The organism is Saccharibacillus sacchari DSM 19268 (assembly GCF_000585395.1).
In the GTDB taxonomy this organism is placed as follows: Bacteria; Bacillota; Bacilli; order Paenibacillales; family Paenibacillaceae; genus Saccharibacillus; species Saccharibacillus sacchari.
The window spans coordinates 2,777,818-2,802,985 of record NZ_KK073875.1 but is presented as its reverse complement, the minus strand read 5'-3'; the positions used below and the strand labels follow the sequence as shown (position 1 = coordinate 2,802,985).

General features: G+C 54.6%; 20 protein-coding genes. 6 read left to right on the top strand and 14 right to left on the bottom strand.

Going from position 1 to position 25,168, the window contains the following annotated elements:
• Positions 1 to 37: 37 nt before the first annotated feature.
• The 3 genes from rhaM to SACSAC_RS28430 form a co-directional block, all read right to left on the bottom strand.
• On the bottom strand, positions 38 to 355 hold the full coding sequence (gene rhaM / locus SACSAC_RS12045) for an L-rhamnose mutarotase (RefSeq protein WP_037286640.1): 318 nt from the start codon (positions 353 to 355) through the stop codon (positions 38 to 40).
• A 309-nt stretch (positions 356 to 664) separates the two neighbouring features.
• Positions 665 to 1,738, bottom strand: a complete 1,074-nt coding sequence (rlmN, locus tag SACSAC_RS12040; RefSeq protein WP_037286637.1) for a dual-specificity RNA methyltransferase RlmN — start codon at positions 1,736 to 1,738, stop codon at positions 665 to 667.
• A 167-nt stretch (positions 1,739 to 1,905) separates the two neighbouring features.
• Positions 1,906 to 3,414, bottom strand: coding sequence for an HD domain-containing phosphohydrolase (locus SACSAC_RS28430; RefSeq protein ID WP_051507067.1), 1,509 nt, complete (start codon positions 3,412 to 3,414; stop codon positions 1,906 to 1,908).
• 223 nt (positions 3,415 to 3,637) lie between these two features.
• On the opposite strand from SACSAC_RS28430, the gene SACSAC_RS12030 reads away from it, so the two are divergent.
• On the top strand, positions 3,638 to 4,552 hold the full coding sequence (locus SACSAC_RS12030) for a TIGR01777 family oxidoreductase (RefSeq protein WP_037286633.1): 915 nt from the start codon (positions 3,638 to 3,640) through the stop codon (positions 4,550 to 4,552).
• Positions 4,553 to 4,647: 95 nt separating this feature from the next.
• On the top strand, positions 4,648 to 5,424 hold the full coding sequence (locus SACSAC_RS12025; RefSeq protein ID WP_037286630.1) for a sporulation protein: 777 nt from the start codon (positions 4,648 to 4,650) through the stop codon (positions 5,422 to 5,424).
• Between the two features lie 49 nt (positions 5,425 to 5,473).
• Here the strand turns inward: SACSAC_RS12025 and SACSAC_RS12020 are convergent, their stop codons facing one another.
• The 5 genes from SACSAC_RS12020 to SACSAC_RS27075 all read right to left on the bottom strand — a co-directional run bounded on the left by SACSAC_RS12020 (position 5,474) and on the right by SACSAC_RS27075 (position 11,336).
• Positions 5,474 to 6,463 (bottom strand): LLM class flavin-dependent oxidoreductase, encoded by a 990-nt coding sequence (locus tag SACSAC_RS12020; RefSeq protein ID WP_037286627.1) that lies wholly within the window; start codon positions 6,461 to 6,463, stop codon positions 5,474 to 5,476.
• A gap of 134 nt (positions 6,464 to 6,597) precedes the next feature.
• Positions 6,598 to 7,506 carry a methyl-accepting chemotaxis protein gene (locus SACSAC_RS12015; protein WP_037286624.1) on the bottom strand — a complete coding sequence of 303 codons (909 nt, stop codon included), beginning with the start codon at positions 7,504 to 7,506 and terminating at the stop codon, positions 6,598 to 6,600.
• 196 nt (positions 7,507 to 7,702) lie between these two features.
• Positions 7,703 to 8,623, bottom strand: a complete 921-nt coding sequence (locus SACSAC_RS12010) for a methyl-accepting chemotaxis protein (protein ID WP_037286621.1) — start codon at positions 8,621 to 8,623, stop codon at positions 7,703 to 7,705.
• Positions 8,624 to 8,833: 210 nt separating this feature from the next.
• Positions 8,834 to 9,742: a methyl-accepting chemotaxis protein gene (locus SACSAC_RS12005; protein ID WP_037286618.1), complete on the bottom strand. Its 909-nt coding sequence runs from the start codon at positions 9,740 to 9,742 to the stop codon at positions 8,834 to 8,836.
• A 199-nt stretch (positions 9,743 to 9,941) separates the two neighbouring features.
• A complete protein-coding gene (locus tag SACSAC_RS27075) occupies positions 9,942 to 11,336 on the bottom strand; it encodes a GGDEF domain-containing protein (protein WP_051507066.1) in 1,395 nt (464 codons plus the stop codon).
• 267 nt (positions 11,337 to 11,603) lie between these two features.
• Between SACSAC_RS27075 and udk the strand changes: the two genes are divergently transcribed.
• The gene (udk, locus tag SACSAC_RS11995) at positions 11,604 to 12,239 is read left to right on the top strand and encodes a uridine kinase (RefSeq protein ID WP_037286615.1); all 636 of its coding nucleotides are present in this window, start codon (positions 11,604 to 11,606) and stop codon (positions 12,237 to 12,239) included.
• Between the two features lie 82 nt (positions 12,240 to 12,321).
• On the opposite strand, the gene SACSAC_RS11990 is transcribed toward udk, so the two are convergent.
• Positions 12,322 to 12,678 carry a nucleotide excision repair endonuclease gene (locus SACSAC_RS11990; protein WP_037286612.1) on the bottom strand — a complete coding sequence of 119 codons (357 nt, stop codon included), beginning with the start codon at positions 12,676 to 12,678 and terminating at the stop codon, positions 12,322 to 12,324.
• 287 nt (positions 12,679 to 12,965) lie between these two features.
• On the opposite strand from SACSAC_RS11990, the gene SACSAC_RS11985 reads away from it, so the two are divergent.
• Both SACSAC_RS11985 and SACSAC_RS11980 read left to right on the top strand, forming a co-directional pair.
• Positions 12,966 to 14,546 (top strand): DUF2252 domain-containing protein, encoded by a 1,581-nt coding sequence (locus tag SACSAC_RS11985; protein ID WP_245608628.1) that lies wholly within the window; start codon positions 12,966 to 12,968, stop codon positions 14,544 to 14,546.
• Between the two features lie 476 nt (positions 14,547 to 15,022).
• Complete coding sequence (locus tag SACSAC_RS11980) at positions 15,023 to 16,141, top strand: IS4 family transposase (protein ID WP_051506859.1); 1,119 nt, start codon at positions 15,023 to 15,025, stop codon at positions 16,139 to 16,141.
• A 113-nt stretch (positions 16,142 to 16,254) separates the two neighbouring features.
• Here SACSAC_RS11980 and ypfJ read toward each other — a convergent pair whose 3' ends face one another.
• From ypfJ to SACSAC_RS11965, 3 genes are all read right to left on the bottom strand, one after another.
• Positions 16,255 to 17,121 carry a KPN_02809 family neutral zinc metallopeptidase gene (ypfJ, locus tag SACSAC_RS11975; protein WP_037286611.1) on the bottom strand — a complete coding sequence of 289 codons (867 nt, stop codon included), beginning with the start codon at positions 17,119 to 17,121 and terminating at the stop codon, positions 16,255 to 16,257.
• 157 nt (positions 17,122 to 17,278) lie between these two features.
• A complete protein-coding gene (locus tag SACSAC_RS11970; RefSeq protein WP_051507065.1) occupies positions 17,279 to 18,151 on the bottom strand; it encodes an EcsC family protein in 873 nt (290 codons plus the stop codon).
• A 177-nt stretch (positions 18,152 to 18,328) separates the two neighbouring features.
• Positions 18,329 to 19,903, bottom strand: a complete 1,575-nt coding sequence (locus tag SACSAC_RS11965; RefSeq protein ID WP_037286607.1) for a sigma-70 family RNA polymerase sigma factor — start codon at positions 19,901 to 19,903, stop codon at positions 18,329 to 18,331.
• A 183-nt stretch (positions 19,904 to 20,086) separates the two neighbouring features.
• Here SACSAC_RS11965 and SACSAC_RS11960 point away from each other — a divergent pair, with 183 nt between their 5' ends.
• Complete coding sequence (locus SACSAC_RS11960) at positions 20,087 to 22,759, top strand: DUF4084 domain-containing protein (RefSeq protein WP_037286604.1); 2,673 nt, start codon at positions 20,087 to 20,089, stop codon at positions 22,757 to 22,759.
• 466 nt (positions 22,760 to 23,225) lie between these two features.
• Here the strand turns inward: SACSAC_RS11960 and SACSAC_RS11955 are convergent, their stop codons facing one another.
• Entirely contained in the window at positions 23,226 to 23,768 is a 543-nt protein-coding gene (locus SACSAC_RS11955; RefSeq protein ID WP_342666460.1) for a GyrI-like domain-containing protein, read from the bottom strand.
• A gap of 43 nt (positions 23,769 to 23,811) precedes the next feature.
• Positions 23,812 to 24,825 (bottom strand): helix-turn-helix transcriptional regulator, encoded by a 1,014-nt coding sequence (locus SACSAC_RS11950; RefSeq protein WP_084778026.1) that lies wholly within the window; start codon positions 24,823 to 24,825, stop codon positions 23,812 to 23,814.
• Positions 24,826 to 25,168: the final 343 nt, after the last annotated feature.

Genomic DNA, 25,168 nt, shown 5'->3' with positions numbered 1-25,168 from the left:
GCTGAACTTCGGAACCGAAACGGGGAAGTTGTTGACGTTAATCAGCCAGGCGAAACACTTCCGGAAGTTCTCTCGATATCGGGCTGTCGTCCGGGTTGGTCTCCATGATGTCCTTCATGTACGCCCACCATTTCCGGCAAATATCCGTATCGGCAGAGCGCGCCCATAATTCCTCGTCCTTGATCGCGAGATAAGCGAACAGACTGTCCGTCTCCGCATCCAAGAAAATGGAATACTCCAATACGCCGTGCTCTTTAAGCATATCTTTCATCTCAGGCCATAGCTCGTCATGCCGTTTGCGGTATTCTTCGTGATGCTGCTTGTACACCTTCATTACCGAAGCTTTGCGAATCATTTTTGTCTCCCCTTCCGTTTTCGTATGCAGAAGTCGTCCACCTAGAAAGTATACCGTTTTCATTTTGTATGATGCAATATTCTTCTTCGTTTTTCGGGTGAAATGTGGAAATTGAAGAATAAAAGAATTAGGTAGTCTTAGCTAATAAAAAAGATCCGGCTTCGCTCCAAAGCAAAACCGGATCTTAAACGTATAGTGTCGCGCATAGGGTAGATCTCAAAATTCGCACAAAAAATCAACAATCGAATCCCACCTAGGATGTGTACGTTTCAGACGAACGCAATCTCCTGATCAAGGTTGCTCCGGCTGCTAAACCGCCGTTTTATCCTTCTTCATCTGTTTGCTTCTCAGCTGCCCGCAGGCTGCATCGATGTCCGTTCCATGTTCCATGCGAACCGTTGCGTTGATGCCGCGCTTTTTCAATACATCGTAGAAACCGTTGATTGCCTCCGGCGTGCTGCGTTGATACTGGCTATGCTCATCCACCGGATTGTACGGGATCAGGTTGATGCTCGCCAGTTCCTTGAACTCGTCGAGCAGATCCGCCAGCTGCGCTGCCGTCTCCAAGCCGTCGTTGACTTCGCTTAACAAGATGTATTCGAACATGATCCGGCGTCCCGTTGTTTGGAGATAATAACGGACGGCGTCCATCAGCTTCTCCAGCGGGAAAGCACGGTTGATCATCATGATCTGCGTGCGCAGATCATTGTTGGGCGCATGCAGCGAAATGGCCAGATGCGTTTGCGTGCCGAGATCGGCAAACTCGCGAATCTTGGCCGGAATGCCGCTGGTGGACACGGTAATGCGTTTTGCCGCGATCGCGAGGCCTTTGCGGTCTTTGACGACGTCGAGGAAGTTGATCAGATGCTCGAAGTTGTCGAACGGCTCGCCGATGCCCATGACGACGATATTGGTCACTTTCTCGCCCTTGCCTGCCGCATCCAAATAATGCTGCACGGTCATGATCTGCTCGACGATCTCCCCTGCGGTCAGGTCGCGGCTCTTCTTGATCAGTCCGCTCGCGCAGAAGCTGCATCCGATATTGCAGCCGACCTGCGTCGTCACGCAGACGGACAGGCCGTACTTTTTGCGCATCAGTACGGTTTCGATCAGGCTTCCGTCATGCAATTGCAGCAGAAATTTGACCGTGCCGTCGGACGCTTCCTGCTTGACGAATTCGTTCATCGTGTTGAGCGAAAAACGCTCTTGCAGCAGTTCCAGGCAAGCTGCGTTCACTTCGGTCATTTGCGAAAAGTCGCTGACGCGCTGCGTATACAGAGCTTTCCAGATATGCGCGGCACGGGATTTTTTCTCCCCGTTCTCCGTCAGCCAGCCGGACATTGCTTCCAAAGTTAATCCATAAATGGATGGTTTGCTAGTCATGTTGCGTTACCCTCTTTTCAACCCGGAACCTCGACGTTACGTTCGTCTTTTCCGGTACGTAAAATTCGGCTCTGCGGGACAATGCCGCACAGCCGAGTATTCGTTCTTCATTGTCCCAAATTTTAGGGATGAACACAAGAGGCGCGGCAGATTCGCCCTGCTGCGCGTCAGAATACTTTTTCATCCGCGTACTGGGAGCGAATCTCCAGAAATTCTTCCAGATGCTCAAGGAACAGATCGGTCAGGCTCGGATCAAAATGCTTGCCTTTTTCTTGGTGGAACAGATCGACGATTTCGCTGAGCGGCCAAGCTTTTTTGTAGACCCGGTCGCTGGCTAGCGCGTCGAATACGTCGGCGATCGCGGTGATGCGGCCGTACAGATGGATCTCTTCGCCGCTTAATCCTTGCGGATATCCGCCGCCGCCGTATTTTTCATGATGCTGAAGCGCGATGATCGCCGCCGTCTTGAGGATCGGACGGCTCGAATGCTTCAGCATCTCGTACCCGGATATCGCATGGCTCTTCATGGTTTCGTATTCTTCGAACGTGAGCTTGCCCGGTTTATTCAAGATCGAATCGCTGATCCCTACTTTGCCGATGTCGTGCATAGGACTCGCCAGCGCAAGCAGATTCGCCTCTTCTTCGGGCAACCCGTACTTGAGCGCCAAAAGCTTCGTGTACTCCGCTACCCGTTTGACGTGAAAACCCGTTTCCTGCGAACGCGTCTCCGCGATTTCGCCGAGGGTGTAGATGATTTCCTTCTGCGTGCTCTCGATCTCGTGACGCAATTCCAGGTTCTCGAACACCGCGTCCGTATTGACGCAATAAGATTCCGCCAGGTAATATTCCCAATCGCTCGGCGTCCGGCAAGGGTCGACGAAGATCAGCCGTTCCGTACCCGCGACGCTCGGCGAATGGAAGTCGAATCCCTCAAAGATCGGCGATCTTCCGCCGAATTCGCGCAGCTTCGGCAGAACGCATTCGATTTCCCAAGGAAGCGTACTGACGTCCAATTCCGCATATTTGCCGGTCGCGGCCAGTTTGTGCCAACGCCGATGGCTTCTTTGCAGGATCAATCCGCCGTAGGAGCTGTGGGTGTTCAAGATCGAAGCCAGATGGCGCAATACGTCCTGCGCCAACATTTCCAGCGAGCCGGCATTCAACACGAGCGAAGAAGATAGCGCCACGTATTCAAGGCTCTTTTTTTCGTCTTCCGTCTTTTTGAAATCCCGGTAAGCCCGCAATGAACCGACCAAGGCGGACTTCAGCTTGCTCGTGCTATCCAGTTCGCCTTTGACCCGGAAGTTATTGATATCGTAATTGAACATAATCTCTTCTTCTTCGTCCGCCCACTTCTTGTCGGCCACCACAACGATCCGCACCGCCGCATTCATGAGGGCTTGACGAATATAATCGATCAGATCCAGTGATTGGCGTTTGCCCGAAGCATCCAGCTCCATCATCACGACCGCAATATCCTGCTCTTCTTCCAGAACCAGGCGGGCTTCGTTAGTTTCGTCAGCATGCAGCACGCGAATGCCGCGACCTTCGAAGCGAAAATCGGCCAGTAGGCGGGACAGCAGCATCGCTTCGTCTTGACCGCCTCCGATTATCAGAATATTCCATTCGGTCTCGGTGGTCGCGCTGTCTTCTCCGTTCCCGGGGTGTCTGTTCATTCCGATTCTCCTCCAGCCTGTTCTTGATCCGCGTAACGCGCAATCGATTATATACGTTCATTCTTATTATAAATGTCAGATTCTCATCCTTTTCGCTTTATCGTCAATTCAGTGAGCAATTTGAAGGGAAAACGGGTACAAAATTGTAGAATTCGCAGAAAAACTTGTTGGCATAAAATTTGCAGGAACAAGGAACTGAAAACCATGACAGAGGAGGATAATAATGGGCGGACCTAATCGCTTTTCACCGCCACCCCGCAAGATCGCCCTCGCCGGAGCAACCGGATTTATCGGCGAAGCTTTAAGCGAACGGTATCGGCAAAAAGGGTATGAAATCAAAATGATCTCCCGCCGCCCCGGCCATATCTCCTGGGACGACCCCGCAGCGATTACCGAAGCTCTGAACAGAGCCGATCTACTCGTCAATCTGGCGGGTCGCTCGGTCAACTGCCGGTACAACGAGCAGAACCGACGCGAAATCATGGAATCCCGGACAACGACCACGCAAACATTGGGCGAAGCGATAGCCGATTGCTCGCATCCTCCGAAACTCTGGATCAATTCGGGCACCGCTACGATCTATCGGGATGCGCGCGATCGTCCGATGACCGAGGAACAAGGCGAGCTTGGCAGCGGATTTTCCGTCGAAGTCGCCAAAGCCTGGGAAGAGACCTTTTTCGCTGCCAACACCCCTTCGACGCGTAAAGCGGTGCTGCGCATTGCGATTGCACTCGGCCGCGGCGGCGGCGTCATGACGCCTTATATCAATCTGATTCGCTTCGGTCTCGGAGGTAAGCAGGGGCCGGGCAGCCAACGCTTCAGTTGGGTCCATATCGATGATCTGTGCCGCATGGTCGAGTTTTTGGAAAAAAGGACCGACTTATCCGGCGCGTTCAACGCTTCGGCTCCCGAGCAGGTGACGAATGCCGAGCAAATGCGCACGATGCGAGAAGCTTACGGGCGCCGTTTCGGTCTGCCCGCACCCGCATGGATGCTAAAAGCAGGAGCCGCGGTCATTCGCACGGAGACGGAATTGATTCTCAAAAGCCGCTGGGTCGCGCCCGAACGGCTGATTCGCGAAGGATTCGAGTTTCATTATCCAACGCTGCGGGAAGCCATGAAGGAAATCGCCAGATGACGAATCATAGGTTTTAAAATTTTCCGTTCCCGAATGAAACCGCTCTACAGAATAGCGCGTATATGTGGCATCAATCAAACGGAGGGTGAATATTTATGTCTTTTTTCAAAAAAATGCTGGCTAGCGTCGGAATCGGTAACGCCAAAGTAGATACAGTGCTCGATACGGCTCAGGTACCGGTAGGAGGAGACATTTCGGGCATCGTGTACATAGAGGGCGGTCAAGTGGATCAACAGGTGGACCGCATCTATCTGTTCATCAAATCGGAATATATCCGCGAGCATGATGACCGTAAAGTGCGCGAAACGGCGACCATCACCAAGTTCCTGTTAACGGACCGCTTTACCCTTCGTGCCGGAGAGCGCAAAGAAGTTCCGTTCCGGTTCACGCTGCCTGAATACACGCCGATCACGCTGCGCAGCTCGGGCGTATGGGTAGAGACCGGCTTGGACATCCCGAGTGCCGCCGATGCGACCGACCGCGACGCGCTGAATGTCACGCCGAGCGACGAAATTCAAGTCGCGCTGGACGCCATCGAATTGTTGGGCTTCCGCTTGCGCGAAGTAACCAACGACTACGCCCCTCGCTTGGGCGGGCCGCTGTCCTTCGTTCAAGAATTCGAATATGTACCGACCACCAAATTCCGCGGTCAGCTCGACGAACTGGAGGTGCTGTTCCGTCAGCAAAACGGCGATCTGGAACTGATGCTCGAGGTCGACCGCCGCGCTCGCGGTCTTGGCGGATTCTTCTCCGAAGCGATGGGCACCGACGAAAGCCTCGTACGCCTGAGCCTTTCGCGCAGCGATCTTAGCCGCGGTCCGCAGTACGTCGCAGAAATTTTGGAAAACACGATTTCGCGTTACGCTCACTAATTTTTCCGCATGTCTATCCCCGGCTCCTTCCGAGCCGGGGATTTTATTTTCACGCATGCCGCAACCGAAAAGCTTCGGCCAGCATTTCATACATGCGCAACTTCAATTCGAAATCCGGAGATACCGTAGCCAGCATGACTTCATCCGCCTCATATAGATCCGCCAGCGCAATCAATTGTCTGCGAACGCCGGACGGATCGCCCACGACCATGCGCTCCCGCCCTTTTCGAATCTGCTCTTTTTGGGCCTCCGTGTATGCAATCGATTCGACGTCTGCCAGAGACGGTACGGCATTCAGATGCCCGCCCTCTCCGATATCAAGCAGGTAATGATCAAATACCCGTGCCAGCCTCTCCGCTTCACGCTCATCTCGGCCGCAAACGGCAAACAGCGACACCAACACCTTCGGACGGTCGCCTGCGTTAAAAGGAACAAATCGTTCTCGATACCTTCGTACCGCTTCTCGCCCCGCCCGACCCCGAACAAAATGTCCGAATGCCAAGCCTAGTCCATTCGCGGCTGCAATGTCCGCACCGCTTTCGCTGGATCCCAATAGCCATAAGTCGGGTGGCGAAGCGGACACAGGCGTCACCGCGGGAGTGAGCGCTCCCCGAATATGTCCGGACAACCGGCTTACCTGCTCCGGATAACGGCTAAACGAACCGCTTCGACCATCCAATAGCGCAGCGGACGTCTCCGCCCTTCCTCCGGTGGAACGACCGATCCCCAGATCGATTCGCCCCGGGTAAAGAGCCGTCAGCACCGAGAAGCTCTCCGCCACTTTAAACGGACTGTGCATCGGAAGCATGATGCCGCCGGAGCCGATGCGCATTTTACCCTCCGTCAATGCTGCCAATGAGGCGACAAGAACTTCCGGAGCCGAGCCTGCCAGCACTCGGTTCCCGTGATGCTCGGATACCCAGTATCGGTGATAGCCCCATTGTTCCGCTGCCCGGGCAAGCCGGACCGTCTCGCGCAAAGCGATCTCCGACGAAGCCTCCGAGCGAATCTCCGAATAGTCCAGAATCGACAATTTCATCCCGTTGCCCTCCTTGAGAAGTTTCTTTTCTTCCCATTATAGGCGATTCAAGCTCATGAAAAAAAAGCCGTATTTTCGGATTAGCGCGTGCTTCGCGATCCGATGTTCGGCTTTTTCGCCTTATGAACGTCTGTTTAGATGATGTTGTTGAAGTCGCGCGCTCGCGCATCCAGCTGTTCCGACGCTGCCGAAATGTCTTCGAATTCTTCCATGGCCGTACGGATTTGCGAATGGCTGCGCGTGATATTTTCCTGCGCCTGATTCGTGCCTTGCGTGATGTTCGTGACTTCCTTCGTAATGCCTTCGATATTGCGGCGGACTTCCACGATCGACTCGCTGACTTTCCCTGCCAATTTACGGACTTCTTTCGCCACGATATCGAACCCTTTTCCATGTTCGCCGGCATGCGCCGCTTCTATCGCCGCGTTCAAAGCGAGCAGGCTGGTTTGCGAAGCGATCTCCTGGATCGTCTGCACGATGCCGCGAATCGATTCCGCCTGGCTTTGCAGGCTCGATAACGTGGAAATGTTTTTCTCCGATACTTCCGAAATGCGTTCGATGCTTTGCAGCAGTTCCGTACTGCGAACGATGCCGGATTCCGCACGGACATTCAGCCCTTCGGACATCTGCTGAAGTTCGGAGACGACTTCTTCGATATTTTTTTGGCGGCGGGTGATGTCGGTCGCCACTTTGAAGACCTCGATTACCCGGCCCTGATCGTCGAGCACAGGCATATACGTCGCTTCCAGCCAGATCCGCTCGCCTCTCGCGTCCATTCGCTCGATTTTGTCCTGATAACTTCGTCCTGCCAAAAGATCGCGCCAGAACTTCTCGTAACTCGGCCCGTTCGCGAACTCCGGAAAACAAAACTGCCGATGGTCCATGCCGATCATGTCCCGCTGCGCATAACCCATGGCTTCGGCAAAATTCGAGTTGACGTGAACGACCCGGCGATTCAGGTCGAAACGGATCGTGGCCAGGCTTTTTTCCAAGGCTGACATGACAAGATCGTTGTCGGCCCCCGTTGATGGTTTTATGTTCATGTTTCTCTCTCCTGTTCCACAAATTAATTTTGCGCAATTTTTTATAACTTATATATCGTCATCCTTTAACATTTTTTTATATTTTTCGACAAAATTCTTGTTCGCCTGATGAATTAAAGATTTCGGTCGGACATCGTTTGTCGTATGAGGAAAAAGGTCAGGCATTAAGCCCGACCTTTTTCAAGATTTCTCCCGGTCACAGCAGTTTGGAGAATTCTTTGGCCTGCGCGTCCAATTCGCCGGAAGCGGCCGAAATTTCGGCGAACTCGTCCAACGCCAACCGGATTTGTTCCTGGCTTTCCGCAACGGTGTTTTGCGCAAGGTTCGTTCCGTTTGCCATGTTATCGACTTCTTTCGTGATGCCTTCGATATTGCGCCGCACTTCGACGATCGATTCGCCGGCCCGGTTCGCCAGTTTGCGTACTTCTTTCGCGACGATGTCGAAACCTCTGCCGTGCTCGCCGGCATGCGCCGCTTCGATTGCCGCGTTCAGCGCGAGCAGGCTCGTTTGCGACGCGATATCCTGAATCGTCTGCACGATGCCGCGAATGGAATCGGCCTGCCGCTGAAGGCTGGCCAGCGTATTCATGTTGTCCTGCGATACTTTCGCGATATGTTCGACGCTTTGCAGCAGCGCGTGGCTGCGTTCGATTCCGCCTTCGGCGCGAATATTAAGCCCGTCGGACATCTGCTGAAGCTCGCTCATGACGGTCGATATCGTTTCAATCCGCTCGGTGATGTTCGAAGCGACTTTCGAGACGCCGAGCACTTTGCCGTTCTCGCCCAAAACCGGCATATAGGTCGCTTGCAGCCAGATCGGACGGCCGGATGCGGTGACGCGCTGAATTTTGTCTTCATAACTGCGGCCGCCGAACAAGTCGCGCCAGAATTTTTCGTAGGCCGTACTGTTCGCGAACTCGGGCAGGCAGAATTGCCGGTGATCCATACCCAGCATCTGTTGTTTGGAATAACCGAGCACTTTGGCAAAATTATCGTTCACGTAGACGACCCGGCGATTCAGATCGAACCGCACGATAGCCAAATTTTGTTCAAGCGCCTTAACGACCAAGCTATCGCTTACCTGTTCATCGGCTTGCTGCGCGTTCAACTGTGTCATGATATCACCGAGCCTCCGTTTTGGATGGATTAATAAAAGTTTCACACAACTAGATTTCCCGAAATAATTATTGAAAACTATATCGGCACAATTTGCCGGATTGCTTAGGGCAATTTTGTTTGACGACATAAAAAAATACCTTCGAAATGTTTGACGACGTACCGAAGGTTCGTCTTGTCCATCTCAAAGGTATACGTATTTTTTTCGCGTTTAGATCAATTCCGAAAATCTTTTGGCCTGCGCGTCCAATTCGCCGGAAGCGGCCGAAATTTCCGTAAGTTCTTCGATCGCGAGCCGGATTTCTTTTTGGCTTTTGTTCACGGTCCCTTGCGCGCGATTCGTGCCGCGGCTGATATTGCCGACTTCGCGCGCGATGCCCTCGATCGTATGCCGCACCTCCACGATCGATTCGCCGACCCTCCCGGACAGCTTGCCCACTTCTTTCGCGACGATATTGAAGCCTTTGCCGTGCTCGCCGGCATGGGCCGCCTCGATCGCCGCGTTCAAGGCGAGCAGGCCTGTCTGCGAAGCGATTTGCTGGATCGTGTGCACGATGCCCCGGATCGATTCCGCCTGCTCCTGCAGGCTTTCCAGCGTCGTTATGTTCTCGCCCGACACTTCCGCGATCTGCTCGATGCTTTCGAGCAGCGAATGGCTTCGCTGTATGCCCGCGTTCGCTTTGGCGTGCAGCGCGTCGGACATCCGTTCCAACTCGCCCGTTACCGCAGTAATGGTGTCGATCCGTTCGGTAATGTTCGACGCGACTTTGCATACGCCGAGCACCTGCCGGTTGCTGCCGAACACGGGCATGTACGTGACCTGAAGCCACAGCCTTCTTCCGTCCGCCGCGACCCGTTCCACCTTGTCCTCGAACGTGCTGCCGCTGAGCAGGTCTTTCCAAAAACGGTCGTACTCGGGGCTGTTGGCGAATTCGGGCAGGCAAAAACGACGATGGTCCATGCCGATCATGTTTTCTTTGCGATAACCGAGGACGGACGCAAAATTGTCGTTGGCGTACACGACCCGGCGGCTCCTGTCGAAACGAATGATCGCTAGATTCTCTTCCAGTGCCCGCACGACGAAACTATCGCTCACCTGTTCATGTTGTGATTGGTCCATAATTCGAAGGAACCTCCTGTTCGCGAAGTGGCAAGATTGATGGAAAAGGAATAGCTTGAATTTTTCTCCAAGTATTGAATGATTCGGCGGAGATCTCCCGCATTCCTTCCTGTTTCCCCACAAACTATCCGTCGAAACGGGCAACCGGTTTGAACGGATCAAAAGAGCGCGGCGGTCTACGCATCCGGGCCGACCTTTTTCAACCCGGCAGACGGAACGGACTCTCGCCGAATACCGTCACGCGGTTTTTGCCCGTACGCTTGGACGCGTACAACGCGGCATCGGCCTGTTGGTATAGCTCTTCGAACGTCAGAACGTTTTGCGGCGCATAAGCGACCCCGATGCTCGCCGTCACGCCGATCGAGCGGCTCCCCGGCAGATCGAATACGGCAGATTGGATAGCCGCCCGCAGCCGTTCCGCCCCCGAGCGCATTTCTTCTTCGGACAAAAGCGTCGAAAAGACCGCGAACTCTTCCCCTCCGAAACGCCCGACGACCGCTTTTCCGCCGAAGCTTTCTTTCAACACGGAAGCGAAACCTTCGAGGATCACGTCGCCTCCCGCATGGCCGTAAGTATCGTTGATCCGCTTGAAATCGTCGATATCGAGCAGCATGAGCATCAGTCCGGGCTCGCCGAGCCTTCCCCCGATCAGTTCGAGGAAATGGCGGCGGTTGTTCAGTTCAGTCAACCCGTCGATCGTGGCTTGATGCGTAAGCACTTTTTTCTGCGCTTCCAGCTCTTCGTTCTTTTCCTTCAGTTGTTCCATATACATTTTCGTATTATCGATAATTCGTCCCGCTTCGACGGCAATCTCCTCGATCTCCGAATAAGAACGATCCATGCGTACTCCTTTATTAAACAGCTCGTCCACGTCTCCGTCAGCCAGCCGGCGAAACACGTTGCGGAGCTGTCCCAGCGAGAGAAGCAGCGGGCCGATCAACCATTTGCCAAGCAAATAATTGACATAGAAACATACCAATCCAAGCAGCAGCATCAATACGGCCGTAACCCCTACGATTTCGACAAGCAAGGGCGGGTAAATTCGAGCGGTAATCAATCCGATCTCCTGACCGTCGTCATTCAGGATCGATGCCAGATAAGGCTTATTGAAATAATCATATAGCCAATTGCGTTCGCGCAAAGCTTCCTCGGCCGTGCCTTCGGGAGACAGATAAGCACTTCGGTACAATTCGCGGTCTCCCAATTGAACGACAATGTCGACGGTATGAAGCGCCCGGGGCATCTCGCGACCTTCGTCGTAGGCCAAAGGCTCATCCCCGTCGATTACCGGAATTCGGTAATTGACGACTTCTTGCCGTTCAACCGTCTTCCACCAACGTTCAAAACCGGAGGCTGCCGGAGAAAGATCCTCCAATCGATCTATACCGTGATTTTCAGGGAAAGCCGGCGACGTCATCTCCCGCATGGTGGAGTGTGCGACCAATTGCGCGCCGAGCTGTGCGAGGGGACGAATGACTACGGAGAGCAAAATGGTGACAATGACCGCAAATACAAGAATAGTGAACAACGTGGACGAATTCATGGAGTGACGGATCAGCCGGCTCAAGCTTGGGCTGCCGGTTTTATGCTTCAAGGGAACTGCCTCCCGTTCTTATGCTGTGTATCGCCTTCCGTGAAAACATGATCGAAGAATTCCGAAATGAAATCGATCCGAAAACATGCGTCCGCCGTATCCGCGTTTCTCAATTGTAGCGGCGGGTTCGGTAGCACGCAATCCATTCTTGCAAGAGTCTGAATAAAAGCAATAAAATCGGGTGAAAAAAAGGGCATACTGTGCTACAATACTGAAATTGCAAACAATTGCAATCGGCCATCAACCTAGGGAGGTTTATCGATCGCCATGCTCATTATTGGTATCGCCGGCGGCACCGGTTCCGGCAAAACGACGGTCGCACGATCCGTCATCGACCGGCTCGGCGCCGGGAAAGTTACGTTCATATCTCAGGACAACTATTATAAAGATCATCCGGAGCTTAGCTTCGAAGAGCGCGGAGCGATCAATTATGATCACCCGTTTGCTTTCGACAACGATCTGATGGTCCAACACCTGAACGATTTGAAAGAAGGCAAGGTGGCTCACGCGCCAGTCTATGACTTCACCATGCACGCCCGTTCCGCCGATCAGACCGTGGAACTGAAGCCCAACAATATCGTCATCATCGAAGGATTGCATGTCTTGTCGGACGAGAACCTTCGTGCGCTGCTCGACATCAAAGTCTTCGTCGATACCGACCCGGACGTGCGGATTCTTCGCCGCGTCGTGCGCGATATCGAAGATCGCGGACGCAGCATCCGCTCCGTGCACGATCAATATCTGCGCACGGTCAAGCCGATGCACGAAGCGTTTATCGAACCTTCGAAGAAATACGCCGACCTCATCATTCCGGAGGGCGGTCACAATGAAGTGGGCATTCAGCTGCTGTCGATCCTGACCGAGAAATATTTGTCGGGCGACCATCAGTGGAACCACCATTAAAAATGATGCACGAAAAAGCCTGTCCCCGGAGCGCAGACCGCGTTTTCGAAGGACAGGCTTTTTGCATATGACGATTCGAACTTTATTTATAAAAGACTTTATCGACGTTGTATTTGGCACGGCCGTTGTTGATCAAAAACGTCTCGTAAATCTCGCGATGCGTCGGATCGGCCACCAGGCAGACGTCGATGCGGCGAACTTCTTCGCGATGATTTTTCATCGGCGATACGCTGTCTTCGAAATGCTTTTTGATCCGGGGTCTGAGCTTGCGGGCTTTGCCGACGAAGAGCAGTTCGTCGTTCTCGCCGTAAAACATGAAAATGCCGGCTTCTTCGCGCGTGATCAGGTGGAAGTCGGTAAATCCGTAAATATGGCTAAGCTGCGGATTCTCCTGCTTTTCGATCGAGACATCCGGCTTCGGTACAGTAACTAGAATCATTAGGTTCACGTCCTCTATAGAAAATGGCCTCTCGGCCCCGCCGTCGCGTCAAAGGCTTCCGGCGCTGCCCATCCTACCACAGAATCACCTTTCGCGCCATGAAAATAAACGATTGCCGCAACCTCGGACAAGTATCTTATCAACGCTAAAAGTAAGGTTATGCCCGCCGGAAACCCACCTAAAGCGTGTGGGTTTCCAGCAAACATAATCCTATGATTAAGAGTTGATAAGGTACTAGTTCGTCGCGTATGCTTTTCCATGCAGAAAATTCGAAGGAGTGAAGGTTCATGTCTACTGTCAATGCAAGCATTACCGAAGGCGTTCTGCGCACGCGCAAAAAATTGCGCCAAGATACGCTGATTTCGATCTTCGACGAATTCGACGGAGAGCGTATGGCTCTTGACGATGCCAAACGCACGGAGAAATACCGCAAAATGGCGCTGAGCCCATTCTCCTTCTATCGCGGCAGCGCCTATCTGTTCTACTTCGACGTTACGCGCCAATATTTCCCGTACCATACGCCGAAAGATCGCCCGACCTGGGTACAAGGCGATCTGCATTTCGAAAACTTCGGCGCGTTCCAGAGCGGAGACGGGCGTATCGTCTACGACGTGAACGACTTCGATGAAGGCTATGTCGGCTCCTACCTGTACGACGTCGTACGGATGACCGTGAGCATTGTTCTGGTCGGGCGCCAACTCGGTTACACGCCGGAACAGCAAGTCGATGCGGCGGCGCATTACATACGGTCTTACTACAAGCAGATCGGCAAGTTTGCTTCCCGCAAAGACGATCCGGCCGACTTCGTCGTCGATTCGGACTGCGCCAAAGGGGCGGTTCGCAAGCTCCTGCGAAAGCTGGAGAAGCGGCAGCAAGGCCACTTTTTAGAAAAAGTCACGGCCCGGATGCAAAGCGGCGACGGACGCGCGTTCCTGGAAAACAACGAGCTGGTCGAACCGACCGAAAACGAGCGCGGCGGGCTTGAGCAGGCATGGAGATTCTATATGGATACGCTGCTGTGCCGCCGTCCGGGCGAAGAGCATTACCGGATCAAAGACGTCGCGGTGAAGCACGGCTCAGGTACGGCTTCAATCGGATTGGACCGCTTCTACGTGCTCATCGAAGGCGGTACGGCCGAGGCTACAGGCGACCGCGATTCGGATGATACGGTGCTGGAGGTCAAAGAAGTTCGCGTACCGGTTCCCGCCTACTTCATGCCGTATTCCGAATCGTTCTGGGAGACTTTCGTCCATCAAGGTAAGCGCGTAACGGCTACCCAACAAGCGATGCACCATGAAGCCGATCCTTATCTGGGCTTCCTGACGATGGACGGACGCCACTTCTATGCCCGCGAACGCTCCCCGTACAAAAAGCGTTTGAAGCTTGAAGCGCTGCAAACGACCGGGGATATGGAGCGCGTGCTGACGATCATGGGGCAACTGACCGCCAAGATGCACGCGCGTGCCGACTTCGACGTGAGCTTGGGCATTTTGCCGTATCATAGCGAAAAAGAAATTGCTGACGCCATGGGGGACGACCCCGACGCGTTCGCCAAACATATCTCCCAGTTCGCCTACGCGTACGCTGACGTCGTGGAGCGGGACTACGCGCTGTTCGCGGAATGGATCGCGAAGCGTTTTCCGGAAACGCAGGCGGCAGTGGAAGAAGGAACAGCGGCCGTGGGCAGTACGGCGACAGTCGATGCGGCGGGAATCGGAGCGCAGGGCGATGCGGCGAAGAGTGCTTCCGCAGGCCGAGCAAAGGAAGAACCAGCGATGGAAAATGCAGTGACGGTCGAGCCCGCCGAGGACAAAACAAGCACGAACAATGATCAAACCCGGGTCGGCGGGTATAATGCGGCGGAGTAAGCTGTCGGCGATCGGCATCGGCTTGATTCTTTGATGCCTGCTTCCCTGACGCCCGTGCGGCGCAATAGCATGCGGATCACGTCAAAAAAGAACCTTCGAATCCGCCGTAAAGCGGAAAAGAAGGTTCTTAGGCTGCTCGTATGACGGATGAAAAGGCGGCCTATTCAGCGTATCGCCTAACGCCGCGCGGATGATCATTGCGGGACATGACGGGATTCGCCGAATACGATTCTTTTTGTGCCGACGGCTACGCAAAATTGTTGACGATTCGTCAACATATAGGCAAGCAAATCGGTTATTTTGCTTCGAAGGTTGACTTTTTGTGCACATTTCACGCTAAATCGAGCGTTTTTAACGCTTTTGGCAGCAAAATGTGTGCATAGAGTTAGGCCTGTTGATTAACCAAAAAATAGAAAAGAGGCGCCTTGTTTGTTACGCTGGTTGTACCCCTACACCCAGAGAAACGAGGCGACCTCATGACAAAGTCTACTTCATTCCAATCGGTCCTGCAATCGGTTTTCCCCCGTGAGCAACTCGGAGAGTTGCTCACGGACATCGGTTACCTCGACACGGCTCGCAAGTTCAAAGTCTATGATTTATTTTTGTTCTTAGCGGAAGCTGCCCACCAAAAGTGGAGCGGGTATCGTGACGCCGAGCCGCGCCTTGCGGCCAGCGGACTGACTCCGGTCGACCATTCGACGCTATCCAAAAAAGCGAAAGACGTGCCGTTCGACCTCTTTAAACGCTTGCTTCACTTGGCGATTGAAAAGTGCAGCCGTACCGTCAAACGCCGAATTGGTTTACCGAAAGAACTGCTTCTGGTCGATTCGACGCAAGTCAATGTGGGCGAAACCCGCCTGCCTTGGGCACCTCTTCATAACCAAAAGGCTGGCGTGAAGCTCCATGTGGCCTTTTTGCCGGAAGAACATCGTCTGCACCGGGTGACCGAAACGATTTCTCGCGAACACGACTCCACACATGCCCCAAGCGTAACTGATCCAGATTTTATTTTGGTGGCGGATCGAGCGTACGGCAAACACAAGCGATTTGACGCGTACGAAGAAGCCGAGAAACGTCAGTTTTTCGTGATCCGACTTCGAGACAATACCTGTTTCCAAGAGGTCACGCCTCGCGAACGGAAAAAACCGTGGGGCGGGTCGATTCAACGGGACTTCACGTGTCGGGTCGGGAGCTCTGCGACATTAACGCAGCACCGTTTCCGGATTGTGCATCTGCTCGATCCGAATGGAAAACCGGTGATTTTGGCGACCAATCTGCATACCCATTCGCCGGAACGCATCGCCGAAATCTATCGCACACGTTGGCAAATTGAAGTGCTGTTTCGCTGGGTCAAGCAGCATTTGAACGTCAAAAATCTGTTCGGCACCACGCCGAACGCGGTGTACGGGCAGTTGTATACAGCTTTGCTTAGCTATGTGCTTCTGCAATTTGTGTTCAAGCAAGGCAGCCAACGCGTGCATCCTTCGGCTTCTTTGACGGTGGCGCAATTCGATCGATTATTGAAGCTCAATCGATTGCCTGTCGAGTGGAATCTTTATCTGCTACACGGGATAGAATTCCCTGAAAATGGTTAATCAACAGATCTGGCATAGAGTCAACATTTTTTATATAATGCCTGATTTTGCGCAAAAATGCTGCTATTTCGTCAACATTTATATCGTTTGCTCTACCGATTGACGGTTGCCGATCAAAAGCTGCCGCCGAACGTGTCGCCGCCTTGGATCGTGCCGCTTTCGAATCCTTTGTAAAACCAGCTTTTGCGCTGTTCGGACGTTCCGTGGGTGAAGCTGTCCGGCACGACGTAACCCTGCGATTGAAGCTGGATGCTGTCGTCTCCCACGGCGCTTGCGGCCGTCAACGCTTCATCGAGGTCTCCCTGCTCCAGCAGGTTCTGTCCTTGTTCGTAATGCGCCCATACCCCCGCGTAATAGTCCGCCTGAAGCTCCAGCTTGACGGAGTACTTGTTATACTCCGTTTTGCTGAGCGTTTGGCGCAGGCGATCGACTTTGCCGCTCGTACCGAGCAGATTTTGCACATGGTGTCCGACTTCGTGCGCCACGACGTAAGCCATCGCGAAATCGCCCGGCGCGTTGAACTGCTGTTTCAACTCGTCGTAAAAGCTCAGGTCGATATACAGCTTTTCGTCGCCGGGGCAGTAAAACGGCCCGACTGCCGAGCTGGCAGTTCCGCATGCGGATTGCACGCTGCCGGTAAACAGGACGAGCTTCGGATTGCGATAGGTCATTCCGTTTTCCTGAAAAATCCGGCCCCACACGTCCTCCGTGTCGGCCAATACGACCGAGACGAAGTCGGCCAATTCTTCTTCCTCCACCGTTCCTTGGTAATTGGCGGCCGATTGCGATTGCGTCTGCGTTTGCTGCGTCGAAGCGCCGCCGTTCAGCAGGTCGGACGGATTGCCGCCGAGCAGCATGACGATAATGACGATCACGATCCCGCCGACGCCTAAGCCGCCTCCGACCATTAAACCTCCGCCGCCGCTTCGACCCCGCTGGTCTTCGACGTTGCGGCTCGCTCTTCTCCCTTTCCACTGCATGCCTGTTCCTCCTTGATGTCGGCGAGAATGCGGACCATCCCGTGCGTCTTCCCGTCGTACTCGCTCTCTTACACAGCATTAACCGCCTAATAGCTTGTCTCAATCAAGGCGAAAAAAAGCGGCAGACCTGCGCCTTCGCGCTTCTGCCGCTCCCGTGCTACGAATCCGATTTCTCCAAAGCGTCCAACCGTTCCAAAACCCGTCTTTTGCGGTACAGCATATGGGCGGCTTCCGAGACGTCGCTAAGCGTCTGACGGTTCGCCACGGCGCCGAACACGATGCCGGCGACCGGAACGGCTTGCAGCAGCTTTTTCCATCCCCAACTGTCGCGGTACGTGGTGACTACCTCGCGCCAGCCTTGAATCTTCGACATGGCGGTAACCGAAGGCGGCAGCTTGCCGTCCTCGCCTGCTTTGAGGTTCAATTCTTCCAGCACGGCCTGCTTGCCCACGATATCGGAGGAGGTAAACTGGAGAACCTTGACGGCGAAGACCCGCTCGGCTTTGTCGTTGGCGTCGTAGCCGTAGCACAGCCCGATCTCCTGGATCACTTTCAGCGACAAGCCGAGCACGGCCGGAATATCCGCAGCGAGCGTGAAAATCCCGCCGACGCCCGTCGTCGCTCCTTGGGCAGTTGCCACATTGCGGCTTTCCCCGGACAGCCGCTTTGCCGCTTCGTCCATGACGGCAAGCGGATAAGGTCCGGTCTCCGGCAAATGCCTCTTGCGCGCGGCCCCTTCCAATACGCCGGTTACATGACGACGGGCAATCAGATATTTGCCGCCGTTTTGCACGTAGTTGCCCAGTTCGTCCAACAAACCGCCGATCTTTTCGTGAATGAATTTGGGCGTTACTTTGTCCAACAGCTTGAACGGAATGCTCGCGATCCGGTCCCAGATCGGCAGCTTGCGCTGGCTTTTCGTCCACTTCTCGATTTCTTTCAAAGCGGCCTGCAACTCCTGCTCACTATCGGGCACGGCTTGCTTCGGCTCCGATTCTTCGCGTCCGGTCTCTTCTTGTTCGTTCGTCATGGGTTTCCTCCTGATCCGCGCCAAGCGATCCGCTTTGCGCGTCATGTATTCTTTCCGTTTATACGCGCCGAACCCGCTTCGGTTACGAATTTCATGGCTGACAACGTACTACCCGGAAAAAGAATCCCTGACACGCGCGAAACAGCCGGAACCTGTCAGGGTTCGGCCGTTTGGGCTTCAATCGCCGTTCGCCCGGACGATCCGCTTGGCTCGCGCGTCCCAACGCGGGGCGTCGGGTCCGGCGAGACGCAGTCCGCCCGCCCATTCCGGATAGGCGCCCGCGTCTTGCGGCGCGGGGACTTCTCCGGCCAGGATCTGCCGTCCGAGCGCAGACGGCTCGAACTCGCGTTTTCCGAAGTCCGGCGGGGATTGGCCGTACTTCGGAAAGCTGCCGTCTCCGCTTAGGCGAAGCAGCGGAGACGGCCCGGCGGACATCAGTTCCAGATGCCGCCAGAATTCCAGGTCGCCCAGGCCGAGGGCGACCAGCTTGTCCGCGGCGAGCCGAAACAGCTCGCCGGGCGCGGCAGCGCCGGAGGCGGCGGCTTCCAGGGCCGCGCGCTGGATGCTGCCGATTCCATCGAAGGCGGACGGCAGCCGCGCCAGATGCGCTTCGAAAGCGGCGCGGGCAAACGGCAGGGCTTCGGTGTCCGCCGCCAGGAAGCGGACATGCTCTTCCGGATCCGGCGAGCTGTATGCCGTCCAGAAGCGCGACGCGAGCGCGAACTGCGCTTCGCCGACCGGCTGCCAGGTGCCGGAAAGGGTTCGAAGCTGTTCGGGCTTCAGCTGCCCAAGCCCGCGGAAAACTTCGATGCCCGGAAACTCGCCGATGCAGAGCAGGCTGATGCGGGTCCGACCCCGCTGCATCCGTCCGATCCGATTCAGCAGCAAAGCCAACATGGCCTGATCGAACAAATCATGTTCGAACCACAGCACGGCTTCTTCGAAGCGCTCAAGCTCGCGCAGCTTGCGCTCCTGCTCTGCGCAGCCGTCCAAATAAAGCGCACGCGGAATGCCCAGATCCTGCTCCAACACTTCGGCACGCGCGAAACGGGCCGACGCTTCTTCCATGTCCGCGAAAACCGGTCCGAACGGATAAAGCTCCCGCCACACCAGCACCTCGCCTTCGATTCCCGCTTGACGCAGCAGGTCTGCGGTATGATCTCCGTTTACGATATGCAGCATATGTTTGCCTCCTTCATGCAAGTCGCGGAACGCGGCGGAAAAGTCCGAAACGTGCAGCGCCGATCTCAGCTTGGCCCGGGCATCGAACAATCTTTTTTTGAGCGCCGATTCCGATATATCCAGAAAAACCGCGATATCCTTCGTCCGGCAACCTTCGAAATAGAAAAGCCGCACCGCCAGACGTTGGGTTTCCGGCAGTTCTTCGACCGAATCGTACAGCATGCGTTTCGTCTCGCGCCGCTCCGCGATTTCTTCCGCGCTGCCTTCTTTGTCCGAGAAATCCGAAAAGCTTTCCCCGATCGGAAGTGCGGGGATTTTTTTGCGCCGGATCAGCCGGATCGCCCTCCTTTGGACGATCGTCCGGAGCCACCCCGGAAAAGCTTTCGGCTGCTGCAAGGCTTGCAGTCCTTCGAACGCTTCCGCGAAGGCTTCCTGCACGGCGTCTTCCGACGACTGCGCATCGCCCAGCTTGTCGTAAGCGGCGGCGTAAGCCATTTTGCGGTACTGCCGGAACAGTTTTTCATAGGCTTCAGGCTCGCCGCGTTTTGCTTTTTCCACCCATTCTTCCACGCGTGTTCGTCCTCCTTCAATAGTTTTCTTCTCTATAGTGTCCCGCTGATCCGATTCGGTTACCTAATCTTGCTTGCTATGAGTTTATTTTTCTAATATTTCTTTTTTTCGTACCGATTAATTAAAAGATAGACTATGATAAGCATAGAACTAAAGAACTATATAAAAAAGAGGGAACCATTCATGCGCACTTCAGTCAAACACATCGCCGCTCTTCTTTTTGTGCTTCTTTTTACGGGCTTTTATTATACGTGGATCTTGATTTGGAACGGCAACGACAATATGGCGACCTGGGGAGGAGACATCCTTTCCGTGGCCGGAAGCCTGATCGCCGCTTTATGGCTGTTTGGAGCTGCCAAACGAACATGCGGAGAAAAAAAGACCTTTTGGATGCTGCTTTCCTTGGGGTGCTTCAATTATTTCATCGCCGAATCCTTTTGGTTGTATGAAGAAAAAGTGCTGCGAATCGATCCTCCTTCCCCCGGCTGGACCGATTTTTTCTATATTTTGCAGGTTGTTTGTTATTTGGCGGCTTTCGTTTATCCGTTTATCCGGCTGAAAAAAAGCTACGGAGCATTCAAGCTGGTGTTCGATATCATGATCGTCATGACCGTCGCCGCCACCTTCAGTTGGCACTACCTGATCGCTCCGGTCTTGCACGAAAGCAAACTCTCGAGTTTGACGATGATCGTCAACTTGTCATATCCGATCACCGACCTCGCGCTGCTGTTCGGCGCGATGAGCTTGTACTGGGGCGCGCGCAAAATATTTCCCCGTCGGATCATTCTGTTCATTTTTCTGGGTCTCGTGACTCAGGCGGGCGTCGACTCGGTTTATTTATATTTGCTGTCCGCGGAATCGTACGATTCCGGCAGCTTCGTTGATCCGTTTTTCATGCTTAGCCTGCTGTTGGTCGGCTATGCCGGCTTTATCCAGCGACCCGAACTTTCAAAGCAGCCGATTGCCGAAACCTCGGAAACCGGCGTCGAACGCCTGGACATTCCCCGGATCGTTTTGCCTTATTTGAACGTGTTGATTCTTTTTTCGTTCATGATTTCGGGCTCGGCCGGCATCGATGCTTTCACGATCGGCACCGGCATTTCGATCCTGCTCGTCATTGTCCGCCAACTGCTGATCATTTTCGAAAATCACGATCTTCTGATCAGCGTCTACCGCAAAACGCAAGAACTCGAACTAAGCGAAGAACGGTACAAATCCCTGTTCGAATATCATCCGGACGCCGTCTATTCGCTCGATCCGAACGGGAATTTCGACAGCGCGAACGCGGCCGCGTCGGAACTGCTGGACTGCGGCCGCGAGCAGCTGATCGGCATGCCCCATACCGAATTCGTGCTGAGCGACCGTCCGGCGCAAACAGAAGATTACATGTCGGCCGTCAGATCGGGCGAAGCGGAACGTTACGAAGGCGAAATCCGCAGCTTGAGCGGACGGATCAGCACCGTCAGCGTGACGCATATCCCGATTCGCGTGCGAGACCGGATCGTGGGCGTTTTCGGGATCGGACGCGACATCACGGAGAACAAGCGGAACGAGGAACGGATTCGCTACCTGGCTTATCACGATGCGCTGACGGGGCTGCCCAACCGCGCTTCGTTCGACGCCGAGTTGAAAGAAACGATCGAGCGGTCTCGCGAGGCGGGCGAGACGTTCGCCGTCGTGTTTATTGATCTGGACCGCTTCAAAAACGTCAACGATACGCTCGGGCACGACGTCGGCGACCGCCTGCTGATTTCCGTGAGCGAACGTCTCAGGCTCTGCATCGGCGCGAATGATACGGTCGCCCGGCAGGGCGGCGACGAATTCACGCTGATCCTGCGCGGCATCGACGGCAAAGAAGGCGCCCGGGCGGCCGCGCAGGTTATTTTGGACGCTTTGAGCCCGCCGCACGCTCTTGCGGAACAAGAGATCGTCGCGCTGCCGAGCATCGGCTTGTCGGTGTACCCGATCGACGACGAAACGCCGGTAGGCTTAATGAAAAAAGCCGACATCGCGCTATACCAGGTCAAGTACGGCGGCAAAGGCCATCATCGGATGTACTGCGAAACCGATCCCGCTTTTTCGCGGAAATTTATTTTGGAAAAAGATTTGGGACAGGCGCTCGAAGAAGATCGCCTGCTGCTTCATTACCAACCTCAGATCGATTCCGCTTCAAGGCAGTTGAAAGGCGTCGAAGCACTCATTCGTTGGAACCATCCGACATTCGGTCCGATCTCGCCGGTCGAATTCATTCCGATCGCCGAAGAAAGCGGCCAGATTTTGACGATCGGAGCCTGGGTGCTGAAGCAGGCCTGCCGCCAAGCCAAGCAATGGAGCGACGCCGGCACGCCGATCAAAGTAGGCGTCAATCTGTCGCCGAGACAGCTGCATCAACCGGACATCGTCGGACAGATCGCCGGGGTCCTGCGCGAAACGGGCCTTGCCCCCGAGCTGCTCGACCTCGAAATCACGGAGTCAGCGGCGCTCGAGCAGCCGGAGCTGGTATTGTCGCGCCTGAGCGAGCTCAAGCAGCTCGGATTGACGATCTCGATCGACGACTTCGGAACGGGCTATTCTTCGTTGTCTTACCTGGAGAGCTTCCCGATCGATAAGCTCAAGATCGCCAGACAATTCACCAGCAAGCTCGAAAATCGCCAGGTCAACCGAAAAATCGTGTCCCATATCATCGATCTGGCCCGCACCCTGGAAATGAGCGTCATCGCCGAAGGCGTCGAAAGCGAAAACCAGGCCGAGATCCTTCGTTCGATCGAATGCGTGGAGATGCAAGGCTTCCTGTTCGGCCGTCCCGTTCCCGCTTCGGACATCGACCGGCTTCTCTCTCTGACTCCGTCGGAGTAAGGATGCTTGGAGTACGGATGCTTGGAGTAAGGATGGCTTCGTGATCCTTGACTGCGTAGGGAAAGTCCTGTTCGGGGCGAAGCTGGGCGTTGCGGGGAAAGTTCGTTTCGATCGCGTGTTGAAATCGAGAAAAGGGATTGAACCTATTTATGGTTTTTTCTCGATTTCAAAGGCGAACGCTAACGCTTCTACACTGAACTTCCCCCTCCACTGTTGCTTCGCTCAGCGAAAAGACTTTCGCTACAGATCAAGAATAGCTTCGCGATCCTTTCAGCCTCCTTTTTTATTTTTGTGTATAAAAACAAACAAGCCCTGCCAAATACGGCAGGGCTTTCTGTTTACAAAAAAACTTGAAGCGTGCAGCGGAGGGAGAAATTCAGTGAAAGGCGCCTTTGAACGCGGAAAGCCGCAGGCTTTCTGCGTGAGACAGCGCCTTGAACGAATTTCTCCCGCAGCGCCTCCCGCTTCACCTCACCGCGATATAGATTGAGACTTCGGCTGCTTCCGGATCGAAGCCGCGGGTGTCGTACAGTTCGAAATCGCCGGTGTAGGATCTGCGTTCGGACGAGTTTTCGTAATAAGACCAGATCTCGCCCCACTTCTCGGCTACCACTTCGGCAATAGGCCCGCGCCGCGTGCGAAAAATTCGGTATCGGCTTTCCGGCACCAGAGCGCGCAGACGCTCGGACTCGTCTTCCGCGAAGCGTCTTCGTTCGATCGGCGTCGGGCCGTCGGCGACTGCCGATTCGTGGCCGATGACCAGCGTGTAGGCGCCGGAAGCGTCGCTTTCGTAATCGGTGTACAGCGCGTAGATCAAGTGCGGTTTGCGCACCGAGGAATCCAGCGGGAGGCCGCTTTGATAGTACGTACGCCACAGTTCGGGAATCTTGCCGTTCGGCCCGAACTCGGCAGCATTGGTCGTGCGCGCCGCGAACCCGGTCAAAGCGAAAGCGGATCGGGAAGCAAAAATCTTGGAGTCGTGGTCAGGCAGGTATTTGGCGATGCTCACGGAAAATCTTCCTCTCTATCGGTCATTTTCCGCTATCATACGCTTAGAACGCGGACACCTCCATGTCCACGTTGCTCGAAGTTTGCAGGCCGTCTTTTTTTTGCGGTTCCCCGCGTTGATCCGCATGCACGATTCCCGCGTAAGAGTCCACGATCCGCCTTGCCCGCCGCACCAGTTCCTCGGCAACAACCAACGGAGACTCCACCGTAACGCGATCCCCGTAACTGAGCAGCATGCCGTAAAACCATTCGTCCATCGTGAAATTCCCTGCGATTCGCACGCTGCCGTTTTCAAGTTCGGTCATCAGCGAGGCTTCGAACCCGTCCGTGACCCGCAGCCGAACTTCCGCGCAAAATCGCAGCGATACCGCAATCCTCGGCATACTGTCCCAATCGTCGCTCCACTCGTACGTATCGATTACAGGCGCGGCTTTCGGTATAAAAGGTTCGCCCGTCTCGCGCAGCTCCAGCATGCGCGACAGACGGAAGATCCGAAATTCCTTGCGCAGCAAACAATAAGCCTGCAAGTACCAGATGCCGCCTTTCATCAGCAGCATGGCGGGTTCCAGCAGACGCCGACTTTCTTTTCCGTTCATATTCAGATAGCGAACTTCCACTCTTCGGGACTCGCGGGCCGCTTGTCTCAAGCATTCGACGCGATCGCGAGTGGACGCATGACCGCTCCACGCATTCAGATCGAAGATCACGCCCGGCCCCCGGGCTTCCGTTCCTCCGCCGAGCAGCGCTTGCACCTTGTCCGCCAGATCGGCAAAAGTCTGATCATCCAGCACGCTCGCCGCTCCCTTGACCGCAGCGCGCAAAGCCTCGATCTCGCCCGGACTCAGCATCTGCCGACCGATCGTATACCGCTCCATCAATTCGAATCCGCCGCTCATGCCCTGATGCGATACGATCGGAATTCCGGCGCGACATAAGGTCTCGATATCCCGATAAATGGTTTTGGTCGATACCTCAAATCGTTCTGCCAACGCGCCGGCACTGATTCGTTCCCGGTTCAACAATAGAATGGTCATCGCGAGCAATCGATCGATTTTCACCGCGTGCGTCCTCCTTTCGCAAAATCGCAAGTCCTGCCTGTTTCTTCTATTGTACGGCAAACAAGCGTTCGCTAAAAGCGAGAATTCCCGTCTTTTCGCGATTTTTAGGGTGATGGAATATTTTTATGGGTAAAACGGTGATGAAGCCTTTCAAATCGGGCGCGCGTGTCGGTAAGCCGCCAAACTTGCAACCGCCTTCGCGCATCCTTTAAGATCATGAGGAGGACATCGCGGCGGGTACCGGCCCCCCCTGCCCTCAAGCGCCTTCTCGTACCCAGAATTGAAAATTTCGTTCTTTTTCTGAAAATATATCGATATTTACATATTCATACTAGATGCCGAA

Excerpts from the sequence above, each read along its gene's own strand:
- udk (WP_037286615.1), top strand. The coding sequence starts at position 11,604 with ATGCTCATTATTGGTATCGCCGGCGGCACCGGTTCCGGCAAAACGACG.
- SACSAC_RS28430 (WP_051507067.1), bottom strand. The coding sequence starts at position 3,414 with ATGAACAGACACCCCGGGAACGGAGAAGACAGCGCGACCACCGAGACC.
- SACSAC_RS12010 (WP_037286621.1), bottom strand. The coding sequence starts at position 8,623 with ATGACACAGTTGAACGCGCAGCAAGCCGATGAACAGGTAAGCGATAGC.
- SACSAC_RS11980 (WP_051506859.1), top strand. The coding sequence starts at position 15,023 with ATGACAAAGTCTACTTCATTCCAATCGGTCCTGCAATCGGTTTTCCCC.
- ypfJ (WP_037286611.1), bottom strand. The coding sequence starts at position 17,121 with ATGCAGTGGAAAGGGAGAAGAGCGAGCCGCAACGTCGAAGACCAGCGG.
- SACSAC_RS12015 (WP_037286624.1), bottom strand. The coding sequence starts at position 7,506 with ATGAACATAAAACCATCAACGGGGGCCGACAACGATCTTGTCATGTCA.
- SACSAC_RS12030 (WP_037286633.1), top strand. The coding sequence starts at position 3,638 with ATGGGCGGACCTAATCGCTTTTCACCGCCACCCCGCAAGATCGCCCTC.
- SACSAC_RS11970 (WP_051507065.1), bottom strand. The coding sequence starts at position 18,151 with ATGACGAACGAACAAGAAGAGACCGGACGCGAAGAATCGGAGCCGAAG.
- SACSAC_RS12005 (WP_037286618.1), bottom strand. The coding sequence starts at position 9,742 with ATGGACCAATCACAACATGAACAGGTGAGCGATAGTTTCGTCGTGCGG.
- rlmN (WP_037286637.1), bottom strand. The coding sequence starts at position 1,738 with ATGACTAGCAAACCATCCATTTATGGATTAACTTTGGAAGCAATGTCC.
- SACSAC_RS12025 (WP_037286630.1), top strand. The coding sequence starts at position 4,648 with ATGTCTTTTTTCAAAAAAATGCTGGCTAGCGTCGGAATCGGTAACGCC.
- SACSAC_RS12020 (WP_037286627.1), bottom strand. The coding sequence starts at position 6,463 with ATGAAATTGTCGATTCTGGACTATTCGGAGATTCGCTCGGAGGCTTCG.
- SACSAC_RS11960 (WP_037286604.1), top strand. The coding sequence starts at position 20,087 with ATGCGCACTTCAGTCAAACACATCGCCGCTCTTCTTTTTGTGCTTCTT.
- SACSAC_RS11990 (WP_037286612.1), bottom strand. The coding sequence starts at position 12,678 with ATGATTCTAGTTACTGTACCGAAGCCGGATGTCTCGATCGAAAAGCAG.
- rhaM (WP_037286640.1), bottom strand. The coding sequence starts at position 355 with ATGATTCGCAAAGCTTCGGTAATGAAGGTGTACAAGCAGCATCACGAA.
- SACSAC_RS11985 (WP_245608628.1), top strand. The coding sequence starts at position 12,966 with ATGTCTACTGTCAATGCAAGCATTACCGAAGGCGTTCTGCGCACGCGC.